This window comes from Clostridium sp. K04 (assembly GCF_019734375.1).
Taxonomy (GTDB): Bacteria; Bacillota; Clostridia; order Clostridiales; family Clostridiaceae; genus Clostridium; species Clostridium saudiense.
Genome location: NZ_JAASHD010000007.1, coordinates 41,073 through 59,454, shown reverse-complemented (window position 1 = coordinate 59,454; position 18,382 = coordinate 41,073). Strand labels below are relative to the sequence as shown.

Here is an 18,382-nt window from a genome sequence, read left to right as displayed (position 1 = left end):
GTATGGATGTAATGCAATTTACTCAAGCTCTTTCAAGAATTTGGGTATTGGAAACAAGACTCCTTGATAAATCTAAAGTAGAAAGAATGTTAGAAGCTAATTCTGCTGATGAAGTTTTAAAAATACTTGGTGAAACTGAGTATGCTAATATAATGGGTAATGTTAAAAGAGCGGCTGATTATGAAGAAGTTTTAAGTACAGAACTTAAAAGAGTTTATAAATTAGTTTATGAACTTTGCCCAGTAAAAGAAATAGTAGATCTAATGAGCATTAAATATAAATACCATAATATTAAGGTATTATTAAAAGGAAAGTTCTTAGATAAAGATTTCTCAAACATGTTAATTGATTTAGGTAATGAAGACTTAAATGAATTAAAGAGAAAAATAGATACAGATAATTTTAGAGATTTAAAAGGAAATGTTGAAAAAGCGGTTTTAGAAGTAATTGCTGATTTTGAAGCAAATAAAGATCCTCAAAATATTGATATAATTGTAGATAGATATATGTTTAAAGAGTTAGTTGAAATAAAGAAATCTTTAAATTATAAATTTACAGATAAACTTGTAAATGCAATTATTGATGCTACAAATGTCAGAACTTTACTAAGAATTAAAAAGCAAGGTAAAGGAAGAGAATTTGCATCAGAAGTTTTAGTTAGTGGTGGATCTATAAGCAAAGATACATTAGTAGCAATCATTAATGAAACACCAGAAAATATTATTTCTAAATTAAGTACTAGTGCCTATTCAGATTTAATAAAAGAAGGTGTTGAAAGCTACATAGCTACTAATTCAGCAAATCTTTTAGAAAAATTAAGTGATAATTACATTATGGATTTAATGAAAAGCGGTAAGCTTGTAACATTTGGACCAGAAAGAATTTTATCATATATTTATGCTAAAGAAACAGAAATCAAAATCATTAGAATTATAATGGTTGGTAAGCTTAATAATATTGCTGAGGAAGTAATAAGAGAAAGGCTGCGTGATATTTATGTATAAGAAAATCGGTGTAGTTGGAGATAAAGACTCAGTTTTAGCATTCAAAGCTATTGGAATAGATGTATTTCCAGTTGTAGAAGCTGATGAAGCTAGAATTGCCGTTGATAGAATGGCTATGAATGGATACGCAGTTATTTTTATAACAGAGCAAGTTGCAGTAACAATTGAAGAAACAATTGAACGTTACAATAAGCAAATGCTTCCTGCTGTAATATTAATTCCAAGTAATCAAGGAACTTTAAATATAGGTTCAAAGAGAATCAGCGATAGCGTAGAAAAAGCTGTTGGTGTGAATATTTTATAGGAAGGCAGGTTAGAGATTTGAAGACCGGAAAGATAATCAAGGTTGCAGGTCCTTTAGTTGTTGCTGAAGGAATGGACGAAGCAAATATTTATGATATGGTTAAGGTTGGAGAAAAGGGTCTTATCGGAGAAATCATTGAAATGAGAGGAGATAAGGCATCTATCCAAGTTTACGAAGAAACTACAGGAATAGGGCCAGGGGACCCAGTTGTTACAACAGGGGAACCATTAAGTATTGAATTAGGACCAGGACTTATAGAGTCAATGTTCGATGGAATACAAAGACCACTAGATGCATTTGAAAAAGTAGCTCAATCACCATTCTTAACAAAAGGTGTATCAGTTACTTCATTAAACAGAGAAAGAGTTTGGACTTTTAATCCTATAGCTAAAGTTGGAGATAAAGTAGAAGCTGGTGATGTAATCGGAACAGTTCAAGAGACATCTGTTGTATTACACAAAATAATGGTTCCATATGGAGTAGAAGGAACTATTAAAGAAATTAAGGCTGGAGACTTTACAGTTGTAGATACAGTTTGTGTTGTTGAAACTGCTAAGGGAGATAGAGAAGTTCAACTTATGCAAAAATGGCCAGCAAGAAAAGGTAGACCATTTGCACAAAAATTAAAGCCAGAAGCACCAATGACTACAGGACAAAGAGTTATAGATACATTCTTCCCAGTAGCTAAGGGTGGAGCTGCTGCAGTACCAGGTCCTTTCGGAGCAGGTAAGACAGTTGTTCAACACCAAATAGCAAAATGGGGAGATGCTGAAATAGTTGTTTACGTTGGATGCGGTGAACGTGGTAACGAAATGACAGACGTTCTTAATGAATTCCCAGAGTTAAAAGACCCTAAAACTGGTGAATCATTAATGAAGAGAACAGTACTTATAGCAAACACTTCAAACATGCCAGTTGCGGCAAGAGAAGCTTGTATATATACAGGTATCACAATAGCTGAATACTACAGAGATATGGGATACTCAGTATCAATCATGGCAGATTCTACTTCAAGATGGGCAGAAGCATTAAGAGAAATGTCTGGTAGACTTGAAGAAATGCCAGGGGATGAAGGTTATCCAGCATACTTAGGATCAAGACTTGCTGACTACTATGAAAGAGCTGGTAAAGTTGTATGCTTAGGTAAAGATGGAAGAGAAGGAGCAGTTACTGCAATCGGTGCGGTATCACCTCCAGGGGGAGACCTTTCAGAACCAGTTACTCAATCAACATTAAGAATAGTTAAAGTTTTCTGGGGATTAGATGCTCAACTTGCATATAAGAGACACTTCCCAGCAATAAACTGGATTAACTCATATTCATTATATGCTGATACTGTAGATGGATACTTAAATAAGACAGTTGCTGAAGATTGGTCTGCATTAAGACAAGAAGCAATGACTTTATTACAAGAAGAATCAGCTTTACAAGAAATCGTAAGCTTAGTAGGTATAGATGCATTATCAGAAAAAGATAGATTAAAATTAGAAGTTTCTAAGTCTATAAGAGAAGACTATTTACAACAAAATGGTTTCCACGAAATAGATACTTATACTTCATTAGATAAACAATACAAAATGTTAAAGCTTGTATTATTATTCAGAAAAGAAGCAGAAAGAGCTTTAGAAGCAGGAGTTTACTTAGATAAGATCTTAGGATTAGAAGTAAGAGACAAAATTGCAAGAAGTAAATATATCCATGAAGATGACATAGCTAAGATGGATGATATTGCTGCTGAATTAAGAGCTGACATTGATACTTTAATCAACGAAGGAGGGGTTCTTAATGCTTAAGGAATACAGAACAGTTACAGAAGTTGTTGGTCCTTTAATGGTTGTTGAAGGAGTTAGCGGCGTTAAGTATGATGAACTAGTTGAAGTTGAAATACAAACTGGTGAATTAAGAAGAGGTAAGGTTCTAGAAGTTAATGGATCTAAAGCAATGGTTCAATTATTTGAAGGTTCTTCAGGAATTAACTTAAAAGGAACTAAGGCTAAATTCTTAGGAAAGCCACTTCAATTAGGTGTATCAGAAGATATGCTAGGAAGAGTATTTGATGGAATGGGTCATCCAATTGACAACGGACCAAAGATAATACCAGAAAAGCAATTAGATATTAATGGGGAAGCAATTAACCCAGTATCAAGAAACTTCCCATCAGAGTTCATTCAAACAGGAATATCTGCTATTGATGGATTAAATACACTAGTAAGAGGACAAAAGTTACCAGTTTTCTCTGGTTCAGGTCTTCCACATGCTCAATTAGCTGCACAAATAGCGAGACAAGCGACTGTATTAAATTCAGATGCTAACTTCGCTGTTGTATTTGCTGCTATAGGTATTACTTTCGAAGAATCTCAATTCTTCGTTGATGAATTTAAGAAGACTGGTGCTATAGATAATGCTGTATTATTTATGAACCTTGCTTCTGACCCAGCTATCGAAAGAATAGCTACACCAAGAATGGCATTAACAGCTGCTGAATTCTTAGCATACGAAAAAGACATGCACGTTCTTGTTATTATGACAGATATCACTAACTATGCTGAAGCATTAAGAGAAGTTTCTGCAGCTAGAAAAGAAGTTCCAGGTAGAAGAGGTTACCCAGGTTACTTATATACTGACCTTTCTACATTATATGAAAGAGCAGGTAGAATTAATGGAAGAGGTGGATCTATCACTCAAATTCCAATATTAACAATGCCTGAAGATGATAAAACTCATCCAATTCCAGACTTAACTGGATATATTACTGAAGGTCAAATAATCCTTTCAAGAGAATTATACAAGAAGGGAATTATGCCTCCAATCGACGTTTTACCATCACTTTCAAGACTTAAAGATAAGGGTATCGGTAAGGGAAAGACTAGAGAAGACCATGCTGATACAATGAACCAATTATTCTCAGCTTATGCTCAAGGTAAGCAAGCTAAAGAGTTATCAGCAATCTTAGGTGAATCTGCATTATCAGAAACAGATAAAAAGTTTGCTAAATTTGCTGAAGCTTTTGAAGAACAATATGTTTCTCAAGGATTTGAAACTAACAGATCAATAGAAGAAACTTTAAATTTAGGTTGGAAATTACTTAAGATTCTTCCTAAGACAGAACTTAAGAGAATCAGAGATGAATATCTTGAAAAGTATATGCCAAAGGGAGATGAAGAGTAGAATATGGCAAAGTTAAATGTCAATCCTACTAGAATGGAGCTATCTAAGCTGAAGAAGAGATTATCTACTGCAGCGAGAGGACATAAGCTTCTTAAAGATAAACAAGATGAATTAATGAGACAATTCATTAACCTTGTTAAATATAATAATGAACTAAGAAAATCAGTTGAAGCTGAACTTGAAGGTTCATTTAAAGATTTCGTTATGGCTAGTGCTGTAATGAGCTCGGAATTCTTAGAAGAAGCAGTTGCTTATCCAAAAGATAGTGTATCTGTTGAAGTAGGAACAAAAAACATAATGAGTGTTAATGTTCCACAAATGAAATTCCACAGACAATTACAAGATAGTGAAGGAAGCATTTATCCATATGGTTTTGCCAATACATCTTCTGAATTAGATGATGCTATAGGAAAGCTTGAATCTATACTTCCTAAGCTACTTGAGTTAGCTGAAGTTGAGAAATCAACTCAGTTAATGGCTGATGAAATTGAAAAGACAAGAAGAAGAGTTAATGCGCTTGAATATATGACTATACCTCAATTAGAAGAAACTATTAAGTTCATAAGAATGAAACTTGATGAAAATGAAAGAGGAGCTTTAACTAGATTAATGAAGGTTAAAGATATGATTAACTCAAGAGCATAATTATTTAACATTATCACAAAAAGGAGCTGTTTTAAAATGACAGCTCCTTACTTTTTATACAAACTATTATATAGAAATGAAGTTAAAGTTTTTCATTTTATTAAGATTATATTATGTATTTGATAATAGAAAGAAATAATAGTATAATGCTAATAGAATACATAATAGTTCATATTATGTGGAATTTTAAGGAGAAATTTAATGAAGTATTTAATAGCGACAATTTTGTCATTTTCAATAGTATTTATTTTGACACCAATACTAATGAAAGTGGCACTTAAATATAATTTTACGGATAAACCAACTAAGAGAAAAAAGCATAGAGGACCAATTCCGCTTTGTGGTGGTATTTCTATGTTCATAGGATTCTTTATACCTTATTTTATAGTATTTTATGATCATCCTTTTAAAGAAAAGTATGGTATTTTTATAGGAGCACTATTAATATTGATAATAGGGGTAGTAGATGATTATTATAAAAGTATTGGTAAAGAATTTGCTATTATACCAAGATTAATAGTTCAATTATTAGCAGCAATAATTGTGTATAAATCAGGAGTAGTTTTTCAAGGTTTTACTAATCCTTTTACTAATACATATGTTGTTTTACCAACAATTATTCAATTTATATTAACTATAACTTGGATTTTTGGGGTTACTACAGTAATTAATTGGTCTGATGGTATGGATGGCCTAGCAGGAGGATTATCCTTTATATCAGCAATGACTTTTGCCGCATCAGCAGTAATATTATCACAACCACCATCATTATTATTTTCATTAATGATTGCAGGAGTTGTATTAGCATTCTTGTTTTATAATAAGTATCCAGCAAGGATATTTATGGGAGATTCAGGAGCTAATTTTTTAGGGTTTATATTAAGTATAATAGCTTTAGATGGTGCATTTAAAGCGGCAACAATATTAAGTTTATTAATTCCTATTTTAGCACTGGCTGTGCCGATTTTTGATAATATATTTGTAATTTTTAAAAGATTTTCAGAAGGAAAGCCCATATATCAGGCTGATAGAAGTCAATTACATTATAGATTAGAAGCTAAAGGATTGAATACAAAACAAGTAGTTAGTTTTATAAGCGTAATAAGTTTAGTATTTAGTATTATTTCTATTTTAATGTTATTAATATAATGGGATTTAATAGCAAAAAAATAATTATTTACAAAATGAAAAAAATTTTGTATAATTTAATCAAACTTATCAAGAGTGGTGGAGGGACTGGCCCGTTGAAACCCAGCAACCTATTAACAGTTACTAGTTAAAAGTTAGTAGTTAATTATTAACTATATTAATGTGGTGCTAAATCCAACAGCAATGGCTGAGAGATAAGGATATTTTATTGGGAAACGTGTTTATAATACCTAAAGGAAATATCCTTTAGGTTTTTTTATTTTATAAAAAATAATAATAAAGAAGTTTTTTATGTGTATATTAATTATGACAAAGGCTTTTTATAAATTTTAAGGGGGCTATTTAAATGAAAATTGATGAAATATTTGCAAAAAAGGATTTGGTGTTTTCTTTTGAAATTTTTCCACCAAAAACGACATCTTCAGTAGATACTATTTATAAAACTTTAGAAGAATTAAAGGATTTAAAGCCAGATTTTATTAGTGTAACTTATGGGGCAGGAGGAAGCTTAGTAAATAATAGAACAACTGAACTGTCCTCCTTAGTAAAAGAAAAATATGGAGTTGAAGCAGTAGCACATTTAACATGTATAAATTCTACTAAGGAGGAAATAGACTATATATTAAATGATTTAAAGGCACATGGAATAGAAAATATTTTAGCTTTAAGGGGAGATATACCAGAAGGTGGAGTCTTAAAAGGAGATTTTAAATATGCATATGAACTTATTTCTCATATAAAAAAAAGAGGAGATTTTAACATAGCAGCAGCATGTTATCCTGAAGGTCATGTTAAGGGGAAAAATTTAAAGGAAGATTTAATACATTTAAAGTTAAAGGAGGAAAGTGGAGCGACTCATTTTATATCTCAGTTATTTTTTGATAATAATTATTTTTATAATTTTCTAGAAGAAAAGGATAAATTAAATATAAAATCGTCTATTGAGGCAGGGATTATGCCTGTAACTAACAAAGCTCAAATAGAAAGATTAACTTCGTTATGTGGTGTTAATTTACCAGAAAAATTTATAAAGATAGTTAATAAATATGAATATGATAGAGTGGCATTAAGAGATGCTGGAATTGCATATGCTGTTGAGCAAATAGTTGATTTAGTTTCAAGTGGTGTAGATGGAATTCATTTATATACAATGAATAATCCATATGTTGCTAGGAAAATAACAGAAAGTATAAGTTCGATAATTAATTCTATTAATAAACAAAAAGCAATTTAGGAGGTATTAGAATGAATAAAGTAGAAAGTTTTGAATTAGATCATAGAAAGGTAAAGGCACCTTATATTAGAAAGTGTTGTACATTAAATGGACCACAAGGAGATTTTGTAACAAAATTTGATATTAGATTTTTACAACCTAATAAAGAAGCATTTGGTACTGCTGCTATGCATGGATTAGAGCATTTATTAGCACATGAGTTAAGAAGTAATTTAGATGGAATAATAGACTTATCTCCAATGGGATGTAGAACTGGATTTTATCTAAGTATATTTGGTGATAGAGAAGCTAGTGAAATTAAAGTTGCAGTTGAAAAATCACTAAAAGATATTTTAAATGCAAATGAAATACCAGCAGCAAATGAAGTCCAATGTGGAAACTATAGAGATTTATCACTATTTGGAGCAAAAGAGTATGCCAAAGAAGTATTAAATAAAGGATTTTCTTTAAATATATATGGAGAGTAGAAGATAATACACTAATTAGTGCAAGTTTGAGGGTAGATTTGTTTGTTTTGCATAAATATTAAGTATAGTAACTCACTTTATAATATTTAATTTATTAATAAATAAAAAGCCAGTTTTTACTGGCTTTTTTAATTTTCATTTTTAGCATAATTATAAATAAAGAGTATTTTTCTAATGGCTAAATATACGTATTCTTTAATAGTTATATTATTAATTTTTGTATAGTACTATAACTTGGATAAAGTAATAATTTATAGATGGTGTGGAAAAATGTCCAATATTGTATTATAATAAGCTTATATGCATATTTTGGAGGGGCGAACATGAACATATTATTAGTTGAAGATGAAAGAATTCAGCGTGTGGCACTGGCATCTATTATTAAGTCAAATTTCATCGATGTTCGAATATATGAAGCTGCATCACAAGCTGAAGCAATAAAGATAATTAATGAAAAAGATATACATCTATTTTTTATTGATATTCAATTAAAAGATTCTTCAGGATTAGAATTAGCAAAAAAAATAAGGCAATACAAGCAACATGCTTTAACTGGAATCGTATTTGTAACAGGAGAGCTTATACACATTATAGAAGCATTTAAGAGTATTCATTGTTATGATTTTATTGTAAAGCCTTATAAGGAAAAGGATATCATCAAGATTATTGATGTATTTTTAAACTCATCACCTTTAAAGAGTATTAAGGAAGGAAATTATACATTTATTGATATAGATTCAAATATATCAGTTAAATTATATCATAATGATATTATTTATATTGAGTATAGTGATAAGACATGTGATATACATACTATTTCAGGAATATATAGCGTGAAAAGAACATCTTTAGCTAAGGTGTTAAAAAGTATAAATGATGAGAATATTATTCAAACTCATAGATCTTTTGCAGTTAATCTTAAGTATGTAAAGGAAATAGAGAAGACTTATGAAAAGGTGTGGAACATTAAGCTAAGATCATGTGACGATATTGCTTTATTAAGTTACACATATAGACAAGCATTCTTAAGGGGGATTGAATAATGGAAATGATGAGTTTAGTAATTTCATTTATTGAAATGACGTCTATATTTTTAATATATAATGTTTTAATAAATGGAGATATTAAAAAAAATATATGTAAAAAAATATTACTTTCTGTAGTGATTTCATTGATATATTTTATATTTACTAACATATATTATGCAGATCCCTTAATAATTCTTATAGGAATATTATTTTTAAATTCTATGATAATAAGCAAACAGGAAAATAAGGATACAATAGTAACTTACATTGAATTTATTGTTAGTTCAATGGTTTTATTCGGAGTTGAATTAATAATTAGTCTAATAGTATATGTAATTATGGGAAGTGATAATTTAAGTCCTTCCATATATTTAATAATATTAACTGTGATAATGTGTATTGTATTATATTTACTTCATACTAGTAAAGTAATTAGAAGAATAGAATTTTCAAAGTTTTTTTCAAAATATAAAAGTATAAATATAATTATTTTAAATTTATTTGTATTTTTCTTATTTATAAAGGTGTTAATGAGCAATGAGATAATGAATACTAAAATTATGATACCTATAACAACTTTAGGTTTAATACTTATAGGAGTAAATTGCTATTTTTATGTATTTTTATATAAAATGTTTAATGAACGTAAAAAGAATGAAATAAAAAAATCATTTAATCCACTTATTAATGATTTAATAAGTAAATTAAAAGCAAATGAACATGAATATAAAAATCATCTAAACACTATTTGGAGTATAGCTCAGGTTACTCCTTCTGAAGAAATCAAAGAGAAGTTGAAAGAATATATAGGTAATATTGTTGATGATACAGAAGAGTTTTCAATGTTATTAAATATAGAAAATACAATAATTAAAGCTGTTTTATATAATAAAGCACAAAGAGCTGAAAAATTGGGAGTAAAATATAATTATAAGGTTTCTAGTGATTTTAAGGAAATACAGTTAGATAATTCAGAATTAACTGTGATATTGAGTAATTTATTAAATAATGCTATTGAAGCAACATCTTTTATTGAGAAAAAAGAAGTTATAATAAATATAACAGAAGATGAAAGATATTATAAAATAGAAGTTAAAAATTATACTAGTAATTTAAAATCAGAAGATTTAACTCAAATTTTTAAAGTTGGCTATACCACTAAGGGTGAAGGTAGAGGTTATGGACTAGCTAATGTGAAAGCCATTGTAGACAAATATAAGGGAAAAATACAAATGAGCTTGGAAGATGATATGATTAATATCAGTATTTTATTTTTAAAATAATAATTAAATAATGTAATAAATACTCTGTGAGAATAAATATTTTTATGGAGTATTTATTAAGATAAAAAATAAAGACAAAGTTATTTTACTTTGTCTTTATTTTTATTAACAATATAAATTACTTTTTTTTCAGTGGTGGAGTTGGTTCACCCCATAAAATAAGACTATTAGGAGCAGCACATGTAGCTATTTGATTAGCTGTTCCAGTTACTACACACATAAGTGCAGCTAATTTAACCATAAATTTTTTTTTCATTTTTACAAACCTCCCATAAGAAATCTAATATTATATAAAAAATTATTAGTAAACCACAATTAATGTAATATTTTGATAGAAATATATTTGATATAATAAACCAAATAATAAATATAGCACTTACAAAATTTTTGAATTTAATTTTTTTATATTGTGTTTGGATTTCTTCCCTATTAGAATTAACAGGTTTAAATTTTCTAGTTACAATAATACAAAACAATATAAAAAAGAATTGTATAATCAAATTTATTGAAGGAAGAAGATAAGCTAAGTAATATATTAAAATAAAAGATAAATTGCTTTGAATCATGCAGTTTATATAGTTTTTAGCATGACTTCCTCCAATATAAGGCCTTATTAGCATTAATAAGGTAATCATTAATAAAAATGCTGAAAACTTGTCCAAAATTAATGAAACTAAAATCATAACAATTAATTTAGAAAATTCACCATAAAATAATTCTAAACCATATCTAATTTTATCAATTTCATAAATATCAGTCATTCCCATATTGGTAACAATAAAATCTAATTGTTTTTTTATAAACTTATTACTCAATGGTATACCTCCTTAAGTACTACATAAATTATTATAATATAAAGAATACATAAATACCAATAAAACCATAAATTTCATTAAAATAATCATAAAAGGAATAACAAGTATAAAAAAAAGAAAATAATCATTAAAAAACTTCTTATAATGCACATAATAAATGATAATTATTGATAAAATGTAAAAAAAATACTTTCGAATTTTGTCATATTATGATACAATTCATAAGGAGGGAATTGGAGGTGTTGGAAATATTAAGTTTTATTGAATATACAAGTATGTTAATGATTTACCATCTTCTTTTTATAGGAAATACTGATAATAAAATAAAGAAACATCTTCTTATTTCACTAATAGGAGGAATAGTAAGCGCAACTCTATTTATAATATTTAATAGTTTTGGTACAGTAACAATTATATTAATTTTATTATTATCGCTTATTGTTTCTTGTAAAATATATGAAAAGAATATTATTGTAAATATGGTTGAAATTATTATTGCAAGTATTGTATTAATGATAGTAGAAATGATTTTTACAATTGCAATAGATTTAATTGTTGGACATATTAATTTATCAGAATGGGTTTATGCTATATTATTAATAATATCAATGAGTTTAACATTATATTCTATATATAAATTTATAGGAAAAAGAGAAATAAATTTTGATTTGTTTATAGAAAAATATAATTCTATATTGATAATTTCTGTTAATATAATTATGATATTTCTATTTTTTAGACTATTAATTCAAAATGAGTTTATAAAAGAATTACCTATAAATGAAATTGGAATTTTATTTATTTCTATAATTTCAATAAACGTATTTTATTTTTATGATGTTTATAAAAAAGATAAAAAGAAAAAAAGTTCAGAAATAAAAGAAAGTATGAATCCACTTATACAAGAGCTAATAGATGAAATGAAGGCTAATGAACATGAATATAAGAATCATTTAAATATATTATATTGTATGATACAGGTATGCAAAGAAGATGAATTAAAGGATAAAGCTAAAAAGTACATAGGTAATGTTTTTGAAAATAAAAACTTATTAAATAATTTATCTAAAGTAGAAAATACAATTTTAAAAGCAGTTTTATTAAGCAAAATAAATCAAGCTGAAAAAAATGAAATAGATTGCTATTATTTTATTGATAGCCAGCTTGAAGGAGTGCCTTTAGATGATAGCGAACTTACAGTAGTTTTAAGCAACTTATTAAATAATGCAATTGAAGCTGCAAGTAAGAGTGAGAAAAAAGTAATTGAAATTTCAACTGAGTATTATGAAGGAAAATATATAATTGAAGTATCTAACAGTGTAGATAATCTTACAAAAAGTATGGTAGCTGATATTTCAAAAATAAGATTTTCTACTAAAGGGACAGGCCGAGGATATGGTTTATATAATGTCAAAAATATAGTTGAAAAATATAAGGGTAAAGTTAATATGTCATTAGAAGAAGACATATTTAATGTTTTAATTGAAATATAAAGCGAAATGATATGAAAAATACTAGGTATTTTTCATATCATTTTTTTATTTAGTTTTACTTTTAAGATTTTTATCAACTTTTTCCAAATAATTATGTTCATTTACAATGCCTTCTTCAAAAGATTCTACAGCATGTTTTGTAAAATTTCCGATAGATGCTAGATGCGATGAATTAATAGAATTAACATTTTTACTCATAAAAAACACTCTCCTTTAATAATAGTATTCCAAATGATAAAAAATCTATTATTTAACTATATGGATTAAATTGACAATAATTCTATATAAGTGTAGAATTAATATAATTTATGGGGCAAAATTCCTTAAATTATAAATATATGAGGGAGAGAGTAAAATGAAAGCGATATTAACAGTAATAGGCAAGGATAAAGTAGGGATTATAGCTGGGGTTAGCACAGAATTACAAAAGCTAAATATAAATATTTTAGATGTTAATCAAACAATCATGGGTGAGTTTTTTACTATGATAATGATGTTGGATTTAAAATTAAGCAGTAATAATTTTGAAGAAATTAAGAAGGCTTTAGAGTTAAAAGGAAAAGAACTTGGTGTTGAAGTAAAAATACAAAGAGAAGAAATATTTAACTCAATGTATACAGTATAAAATTATAAGCTTTAATGGAGGAAAATTATGAATGCAAATAATATTTTAGAGACGATTAAAATGATTGAGGAAGAGAAATTAGATATAAGAACAATAACAATGGGAATTTCTCTTTTAGATTGTATAGATAGTGATGGAGATAAAGCTAGGGAAAAAATATATAATAAAATTACTACATGTGCTAAAGATTTGGTAAAGGTAGGAAACGAAATAGCAAATGAATTTGGAGTACCAATAGTTAATAAAAGAGTTTCTGTTACACCAATTTCTATAATAGCAGGTGCAACTGATGAAACAGATTATGTAAAATTTGCAGAAACATTAGATAAAGCAGCTCATGAATTAGGAATTGATTTTATAGGAGGATTTTCAGCACTAGTACATAAAGGATATACTAAAGGTGATAGAATTTTAATTAATTCAATTCCAGAAGCCTTAGCAAAAACAAGCAAAGTATGTGCATCTGTAAATGTGGGTTCAACTAGATGTGGTATTAATATGGATGCAGTAAAAGAAATGGGACAAGTTATTAAGAGAACTGCTGATTTAACTGCAGATAAAAAGGGGTTTGGATGTGCAAAGCTTGTAGTATTTGCAAATGCAGTAGAAGATAATCCTTTTATGGCAGGAGCTTTTCATGGGGTAGGAGAAGCTGACAGGGTTATTAATGTAGGAGTAAGTGGACCTGGAGTAGTTCAAAGAGCTATTGAAAAGGTAAAAGGAGAGAGCTTTGATGTAGTTGCTGAAACTATTAAAAAGACAGCATTTAAAATAACAAGAATTGGACAATTAGTTGCACATGAAGCTTCAAAAAGATTAGACACACCATTTGGGATAGTAGATTTATCATTAGCACCAACACCTGCAATTGGAGATTCTGTTGCACATATATTAGAAGCAATGGGGTTAGAAGTAGTAGGAACACATGGAACCACAGCTGCGCTTGCATTATTAAATGACCAAGTTAAAAAAGGTGGAGTAATGGCATGTAGTCATGTTGGCGGGTTAAGTGGAGCATTTATTCCAGTATCTGAAGATGCCGGCATGATAGATGCTGTTTTAAATGGATCATTAAATTTAGAAAAACTTGAGGCAATGACAGCAATATGTTCAGTTGGATTAGATATGATTGCAGTTCCAGGAGATACATCTGCAGAGACATTATCGGCTATGATTGCAGATGAAAGTGCAATAGGAGTTATAAATAACAAAACTACGGCTGTTAGAATAATTCCAGCTCCAGGATGCAAAGTTGGTGATATGGTTGAGTTTGGGGGATTATTAGGTAGAGCGCCTGTAATGCAAGTAAATAAATATTCTTCATTCGATTTTATTCAAAGAGGTGGTAGAATACCAGCACCGATACATTCATTTAAGAATTAAATCATTTTATTATTTAGAGATATCACATGAATTTATTAGTTATAAATTAATATATTTCATTATATATCTCTATTTTTTATGTTATAATAAGGGATTTGGACAGTAATTAATATTTTTAATATAATAAAATTTGGAAAAGACAAAATAAAAGTGTTTAAAATAGGCAATACTATAAATAATTATCACTATACAAATTAAAGATAGTGGATTATTATTAAATGTTGCATAAAATATTAGAAAAAAATAGATTGGTCGTGATGAGAACAAATGAATGAAAATTTAGCTTTAGAGAAAGAAATTCTTGAACAAAAGCGTAAAGATATATTAAAAGAAGTAGAACAAAAGAAAAAGTATCAAGAAGAAATAGAACAAAAATTAAGAGTAGTAACAAAAGAGGCTAAAGGAAGTTATAGTCAAGAAAAAGAAAATACAGAAAAGATATATAATCTTTTAAAGAAGGAAATAGAAAATTATGAAGAGGCAATAAAAAATCCTTACTTTGGTAGAGTTGATTTTGATGAAAAGTTTGGAAACCAAGAAAAGATATATATAGGTAAAAAGGGAATAACATCAACTTATGATGGTGAAGAAATAGTTGTAGATTGGCGAGCGCCTATAGCAGATCTTTATTATAGTGGTACAGGTGGAGAAGCATATTATAGGGCTCCAATGGGAGTTATTGAAGGCGATTTGAATTTAAAAAGAAAATTTTTATATAAAGATGAAAATATAGATAGAATTTTTGATGAGGCTACAAACGAGATTATTATAAATAGTGAAGAAGGTTCTGGACTTGTTGATGAATTCTTAAAGATTAATTTAGAAGAAAGTCGTGGTAAGAAGCTAAAAGAAGTAGTTGCAACAATTCAAAAAGAGCAAAATGATATAATCAGATGGCCTAAAAATTTACCTATAATAGTTCAGGGGTCAGCGGGATCGGGTAAAACCACAGTTGCATTACATAGATTGGCGTATTTACTATATAGATATAGAGAGTCTATGGATGGTAAAGATATTTTAGTTTTAGCACCAAATAAATTATTTTTAGATTATATTTCAGATATTCTTCCTACATTGGGAACGAGTGATGTGAAGCAAACAACATTTCAAGAGCTAGTTATGAAACAGTTAAAGTTAAGAGGAAAGATTAAAACTAAGGATGATAAATTAAAAGAACTTATTGAAATTGAAGATAATGTAGAAAAGCAATTTATAATTGATTCCTCTAGAGTAAAGGGGAATTTAACTTTTAAAACAATAATAGATAGATACATAGCACTATTAGAAGGAAGTTCACTAGAAATAGATGATATATTAATTTCAGGTTATGTCTTATTTTCAAAGAGAGAAATAATGAGACTTTATTTAAAGGACCTTTCAAATTATCCTATAAACAAAAGAAAAGATGAAATAAAAAGATATCTAAGTTTAAAATTGAAAGAAAGGATATCGAGTCTTCTTATTCAAATTGATAGAGAATGGGATTTGAAAATTAGAGAAATAAAAAAGAGAATGAATGATGGTGAAGAAAGAAGACATAGATTAATAGAAATATATAACGAAAGAGATAGCTTAAAAGAACATGTTAACCATGATTCTAAAAAAGTAATGAATGATTATTTTAAGCATTGGAGAGGTATAACTTGTAGTGATATTTATTATAAGTTATTTGAAGATGACCAAGTGTTTGAAATAGCCACTGCTAATAGAATTCCTGCAGAATTAGCAGAATATATTAAAAATGATGTTATTAGAAATCATGAAAATGGAATAATAGATGAAGATGACTTACCAGCATTATTTTATATTCATATGATGCTAGAAGGTATAGATGAGAAAAATAAGTTTAAGCATATTGTTGTGGATGAAGCACAAGATTATAGTCCTCTTCAAATATATTTAATCAATAATATGACTAAAGGAAACTCATTAACTTTAGTAGGAGATTTAGCTCAAGGAATATATCATTATAAAGGAATTAGACGATGGGAAGATATAATTGAAGGAGTATTTGATGGTAAAGCAACCTTTATTTCTTTAAGTCAAAGTTATCGTTCAACTGTCGAAATAATAGAATTTGCTAATTCAGCTTTAAAAGCACAAGAATTAAATATAAAGAGTGCAAAACCAGTATTAAGACATGGGGATAAGCCTCAAATTATAAAATCAGTATCAAGAAGAGAATCTGTAAAGTTAATTGATGAAATAGTAAAGAGATTAAATTCTCAAGGGAAACATAGCATTGCAATTATAACTAAAACTTATAGTGAAGCTAAGCTTTTAGATAAGGAATTGAAGAAGTATACTGACTTAGAATATACTTTGATAAAAGGAAATGAGAAAGAAGCAGCACATACAGATATAGTAATTATTCCGACTTATTTAACAAAGGGATTAGAATTTGATGGTACTATTATCTATAATCCAACAGAAAAGAATTATCCAAATAATACATTGAATCAAAGATTATTATATGTAGCTTTGACTAGAGCTCTTCATAATGAGTATATAATTGCGGAAGATGAGTTATCAAAGAATATATTTATGAATTAATTTAAATAATAAGAACGATAAGATATATGGTAAAAGTAATTATCTTATTGTTCTTTTTGTATATAGTATACATTGTATGTAAATGTTAACAAAAATAAAAATCTCTACATGAAAGAAATTAATTCCTTCATGTAGAGATTTTTTTTATCCTGCCTTATAGATACCTTAAGTTTGCTAAGAAAATTAGCAATTACTATATGGTGGATTAAAATCATCATATGGGAATGAAAGTTGATTAAATGTTGCACAAGGATCATTAACAATTGATGGTTGACATTGAGGTATTTCACCAATGTCACTTGTGACAACAGTCATATTTGTAATCCTATATAATTCAATGATTGTAAATAAACCTATTATGATATCAGCACGGCCGTATACAGTAGGTGCTGTACCAGGAGTAGTTGAAACAGGATATTTACAAATAGTATTTGCTAATGAGTTTGCAATTGCTTGTACATAAACTTCAGGTAAATTATTAGTATTTGATTGTGAAGCTTCACCAGTTATAGAATCGAAGGTTACAACTGTAGTATTATCATCTACACAACCACCTTCTAATGAAATCTTCTTAGTATAAACTGTATAAGCTGGAATAGTATTATCAGGTAGATCAGAAGGTCCACCAGTTACTGTTACTGCTAAAACATTACCAGAACTATCTAATAATTGTAAATAGTAAGTGAAAGTATAAGTTACTACAACATCATAAAATCCAGGAATATTAAATTGACCTTGAGGATTTACTTTGGCAGCAATACTAGTTGCAAAATTAGTTAAAGAAAGACTTTTTACTGTACTATCAAAAATAATAGTATTTCCTTGAGTAATTGTACCAATAATTGGACTTCCGCTAGCACTTGATAAACTTTCTGCATTTAACATACTAGAAGGTATAGGAATGATTTGACAAGGATCCGGCATTACTGGTCCTGGATCATCTGATGAATCAGAGCAATCCATACTGCATGGCATTGGAGGTGGCATCATTGGACCACATATTGGTTTTAAGCAGTCTTGTTGTTTACATCTTCCATATATTTTTTTAGCTATTAAACACTCATCATAGAGTGTATCAGATTGAACAACATTAAAATTGTCTTGTGACATATATATATCCTCCTTAAATTCTAGATTAAGATTAATCTAATACTATAATATGAGGGGGATAATAAATTGTGAAAAATACTTTTATACTCTCATTATCAATAAATTTAATACATATTCATAA

General features: G+C 28.3%; 18 protein-coding genes and 1 riboswitch. Of the genes, 14 read left to right on the top strand and 4 right to left on the bottom strand.

The features are described 5' to 3' along the window. The first annotated feature begins 2 nt into the window (after nt 1–2). From HCG70_RS04660 to HCG70_RS04615, 10 genes are all read left to right on the top strand, one after another. Complete coding sequence (locus HCG70_RS04660) at nt 3–1,004, top strand: V-type ATP synthase subunit C (protein ID WP_042396190.1); 1,002 nt, start codon at nt 3–5, stop codon at nt 1,002–1,004. Beyond that, entirely contained in the window at nt 997–1,308 is a 312-nt protein-coding gene (locus tag HCG70_RS04655) for a V-type ATP synthase subunit F (protein ID WP_042396298.1), read from the top strand. The genes HCG70_RS04660 and HCG70_RS04655 overlap by 8 nt, the downstream gene beginning before the upstream one ends. Nucleotides 1,309–1,325: 17 nt before the next feature. Next, nucleotides 1,326–3,101, top strand: coding sequence for a V-type ATP synthase subunit A (locus HCG70_RS04650; RefSeq protein ID WP_154821327.1), 1,776 nt, complete (start codon nt 1,326–1,328; stop codon nt 3,099–3,101). Further along, nucleotides 3,094–4,476: a V-type ATP synthase subunit B gene (locus tag HCG70_RS04645; RefSeq protein ID WP_042396183.1), complete on the top strand. Its 1,383-nt coding sequence runs from the start codon at nt 3,094–3,096 to the stop codon at nt 4,474–4,476. The genes HCG70_RS04650 and HCG70_RS04645 overlap by 8 nt, the downstream gene beginning before the upstream one ends. A gap of 3 nt (nt 4,477–4,479) precedes the next feature. Further along, complete coding sequence (locus HCG70_RS04640; protein ID WP_055277905.1) at nt 4,480–5,121, top strand: V-type ATP synthase subunit D; 642 nt, start codon at nt 4,480–4,482, stop codon at nt 5,119–5,121. 201 nt (nt 5,122–5,322) lie between these two features. After that, complete coding sequence (locus HCG70_RS04635; RefSeq protein WP_195958826.1) at nt 5,323–6,270, top strand: MraY family glycosyltransferase; 948 nt, start codon at nt 5,323–5,325, stop codon at nt 6,268–6,270. Nucleotides 6,271–6,333: 63 nt separating this feature from the next. Further along, nucleotides 6,334–6,471, top strand: a riboswitch (SAM riboswitch). Between the two features lie 145 nt (nt 6,472–6,616). Then, nucleotides 6,617–7,504 (top strand): methylenetetrahydrofolate reductase [NAD(P)H], encoded by an 888-nt coding sequence (gene metF / locus HCG70_RS04630; protein ID WP_055291911.1) that lies wholly within the window; start codon nt 6,617–6,619, stop codon nt 7,502–7,504. 11 nt (nt 7,505–7,515) lie between these two features. Continuing rightward, complete coding sequence (locus tag HCG70_RS04625) at nt 7,516–7,971, top strand: S-ribosylhomocysteine lyase (protein ID WP_042396168.1); 456 nt, start codon at nt 7,516–7,518, stop codon at nt 7,969–7,971. Nucleotides 7,972–8,294: 323 nt separating this feature from the next. Then, nucleotides 8,295–9,014 carry a LytTR family DNA-binding domain-containing protein gene (locus tag HCG70_RS04620; RefSeq protein WP_042396165.1) on the top strand — a complete coding sequence of 240 codons (720 nt, stop codon included), beginning with the start codon at nt 8,295–8,297 and terminating at the stop codon, nt 9,012–9,014. Beyond that, on the top strand, nt 9,014–10,282 hold the full coding sequence (locus tag HCG70_RS04615; RefSeq protein WP_154820711.1) for a GHKL domain-containing protein: 1,269 nt from the start codon (nt 9,014–9,016) through the stop codon (nt 10,280–10,282). Before HCG70_RS04620 ends, HCG70_RS04615 begins: the two co-directional genes overlap by 1 nt. A gap of 118 nt (nt 10,283–10,400) precedes the next feature. Here the strand turns inward: HCG70_RS04615 and HCG70_RS04610 are convergent, their stop codons facing one another. Further along, nucleotides 10,401–10,538, bottom strand: a complete 138-nt coding sequence (locus tag HCG70_RS04610) for a hypothetical protein (RefSeq protein ID WP_195951152.1) — start codon at nt 10,536–10,538, stop codon at nt 10,401–10,403. Further along, entirely contained in the window at nt 10,516–11,097 is a 582-nt protein-coding gene (locus tag HCG70_RS04605) for an accessory gene regulator B family protein (protein WP_154820710.1), read from the bottom strand. Before HCG70_RS04605 ends, HCG70_RS04610 begins: the two co-directional genes overlap by 23 nt. A gap of 239 nt (nt 11,098–11,336) precedes the next feature. On the opposite strand from HCG70_RS04605, the gene HCG70_RS04600 reads away from it, so the two are divergent. Further along, the gene (locus HCG70_RS04600; RefSeq protein WP_195951151.1) at nt 11,337–12,590 is read left to right on the top strand and encodes a sensor histidine kinase; all 1,254 of its coding nucleotides are present in this window, start codon (nt 11,337–11,339) and stop codon (nt 12,588–12,590) included. Nucleotides 12,591–12,635: 45 nt separating this feature from the next. On the opposite strand, the gene HCG70_RS04595 is transcribed toward HCG70_RS04600, so the two are convergent. Beyond that, entirely contained in the window at nt 12,636–12,788 is a 153-nt protein-coding gene (locus HCG70_RS04595; protein ID WP_172676198.1) for a hypothetical protein, read from the bottom strand. A 157-nt stretch (nt 12,789–12,945) separates the two neighbouring features. Between HCG70_RS04595 and HCG70_RS04590 the strand changes: the two genes are divergently transcribed. From HCG70_RS04590 to helD, 3 genes are all read left to right on the top strand, one after another. Next, nucleotides 12,946–13,215: an ACT domain-containing protein gene (locus HCG70_RS04590; protein WP_042396157.1), complete on the top strand. Its 270-nt coding sequence runs from the start codon at nt 12,946–12,948 to the stop codon at nt 13,213–13,215. A gap of 27 nt (nt 13,216–13,242) precedes the next feature. Beyond that, complete coding sequence (locus HCG70_RS04585) at nt 13,243–14,598, top strand: PFL family protein (RefSeq protein WP_042396154.1); 1,356 nt, start codon at nt 13,243–13,245, stop codon at nt 14,596–14,598. A gap of 267 nt (nt 14,599–14,865) precedes the next feature. Further along, complete coding sequence (helD, locus tag HCG70_RS04580) at nt 14,866–17,151, top strand: RNA polymerase recycling motor HelD (RefSeq protein WP_221697512.1); 2,286 nt, start codon at nt 14,866–14,868, stop codon at nt 17,149–17,151. A 183-nt stretch (nt 17,152–17,334) separates the two neighbouring features. Here helD and HCG70_RS04575 read toward each other — a convergent pair whose 3' ends face one another. After that, entirely contained in the window at nt 17,335–18,261 is a 927-nt protein-coding gene (locus HCG70_RS04575; RefSeq protein WP_042396148.1) for a hypothetical protein, read from the bottom strand. Nucleotides 18,262–18,382: the final 121 nt, after the last annotated feature.

Coding starts and splice junctions, on each gene's coding strand:
- HCG70_RS04660 (WP_042396190.1), top strand. CDS start 3: ATGGATGTAATGCAATTTACTCAAGCTCTTTCAAGAATTTGGGTATTG.
- HCG70_RS04655 (WP_042396298.1), top strand. CDS start 997: ATGTATAAGAAAATCGGTGTAGTTGGAGATAAAGACTCAGTTTTAGCA.
- HCG70_RS04645 (WP_042396183.1), top strand. CDS start 3,094: ATGCTTAAGGAATACAGAACAGTTACAGAAGTTGTTGGTCCTTTAATG.
- HCG70_RS04640 (WP_055277905.1), top strand. CDS start 4,480: ATGGCAAAGTTAAATGTCAATCCTACTAGAATGGAGCTATCTAAGCTG.
- HCG70_RS04635 (WP_195958826.1), top strand. CDS start 5,323: ATGAAGTATTTAATAGCGACAATTTTGTCATTTTCAATAGTATTTATT.
- metF (WP_055291911.1), top strand. CDS start 6,617: ATGAAAATTGATGAAATATTTGCAAAAAAGGATTTGGTGTTTTCTTTT.
- HCG70_RS04625 (WP_042396168.1), top strand. CDS start 7,516: ATGAATAAAGTAGAAAGTTTTGAATTAGATCATAGAAAGGTAAAGGCA.
- HCG70_RS04620 (WP_042396165.1), top strand. CDS start 8,295: ATGAACATATTATTAGTTGAAGATGAAAGAATTCAGCGTGTGGCACTG.
- HCG70_RS04615 (WP_154820711.1), top strand. CDS start 9,014: ATGGAAATGATGAGTTTAGTAATTTCATTTATTGAAATGACGTCTATA.
- HCG70_RS04610 (WP_195951152.1), bottom strand. CDS start 10,538: ATGAAAAAAAAATTTATGGTTAAATTAGCTGCACTTATGTGTGTAGTA.
- HCG70_RS04595 (WP_172676198.1), bottom strand. CDS start 12,788: ATGAGTAAAAATGTTAATTCTATTAATTCATCGCATCTAGCATCTATC.
- HCG70_RS04590 (WP_042396157.1), top strand. CDS start 12,946: ATGAAAGCGATATTAACAGTAATAGGCAAGGATAAAGTAGGGATTATA.
- HCG70_RS04585 (WP_042396154.1), top strand. CDS start 13,243: ATGAATGCAAATAATATTTTAGAGACGATTAAAATGATTGAGGAAGAG.
- helD (WP_221697512.1), top strand. CDS start 14,866: ATGAATGAAAATTTAGCTTTAGAGAAAGAAATTCTTGAACAAAAGCGT.
- HCG70_RS04575 (WP_042396148.1), bottom strand. CDS start 18,261: ATGTCACAAGACAATTTTAATGTTGTTCAATCTGATACACTCTATGAT.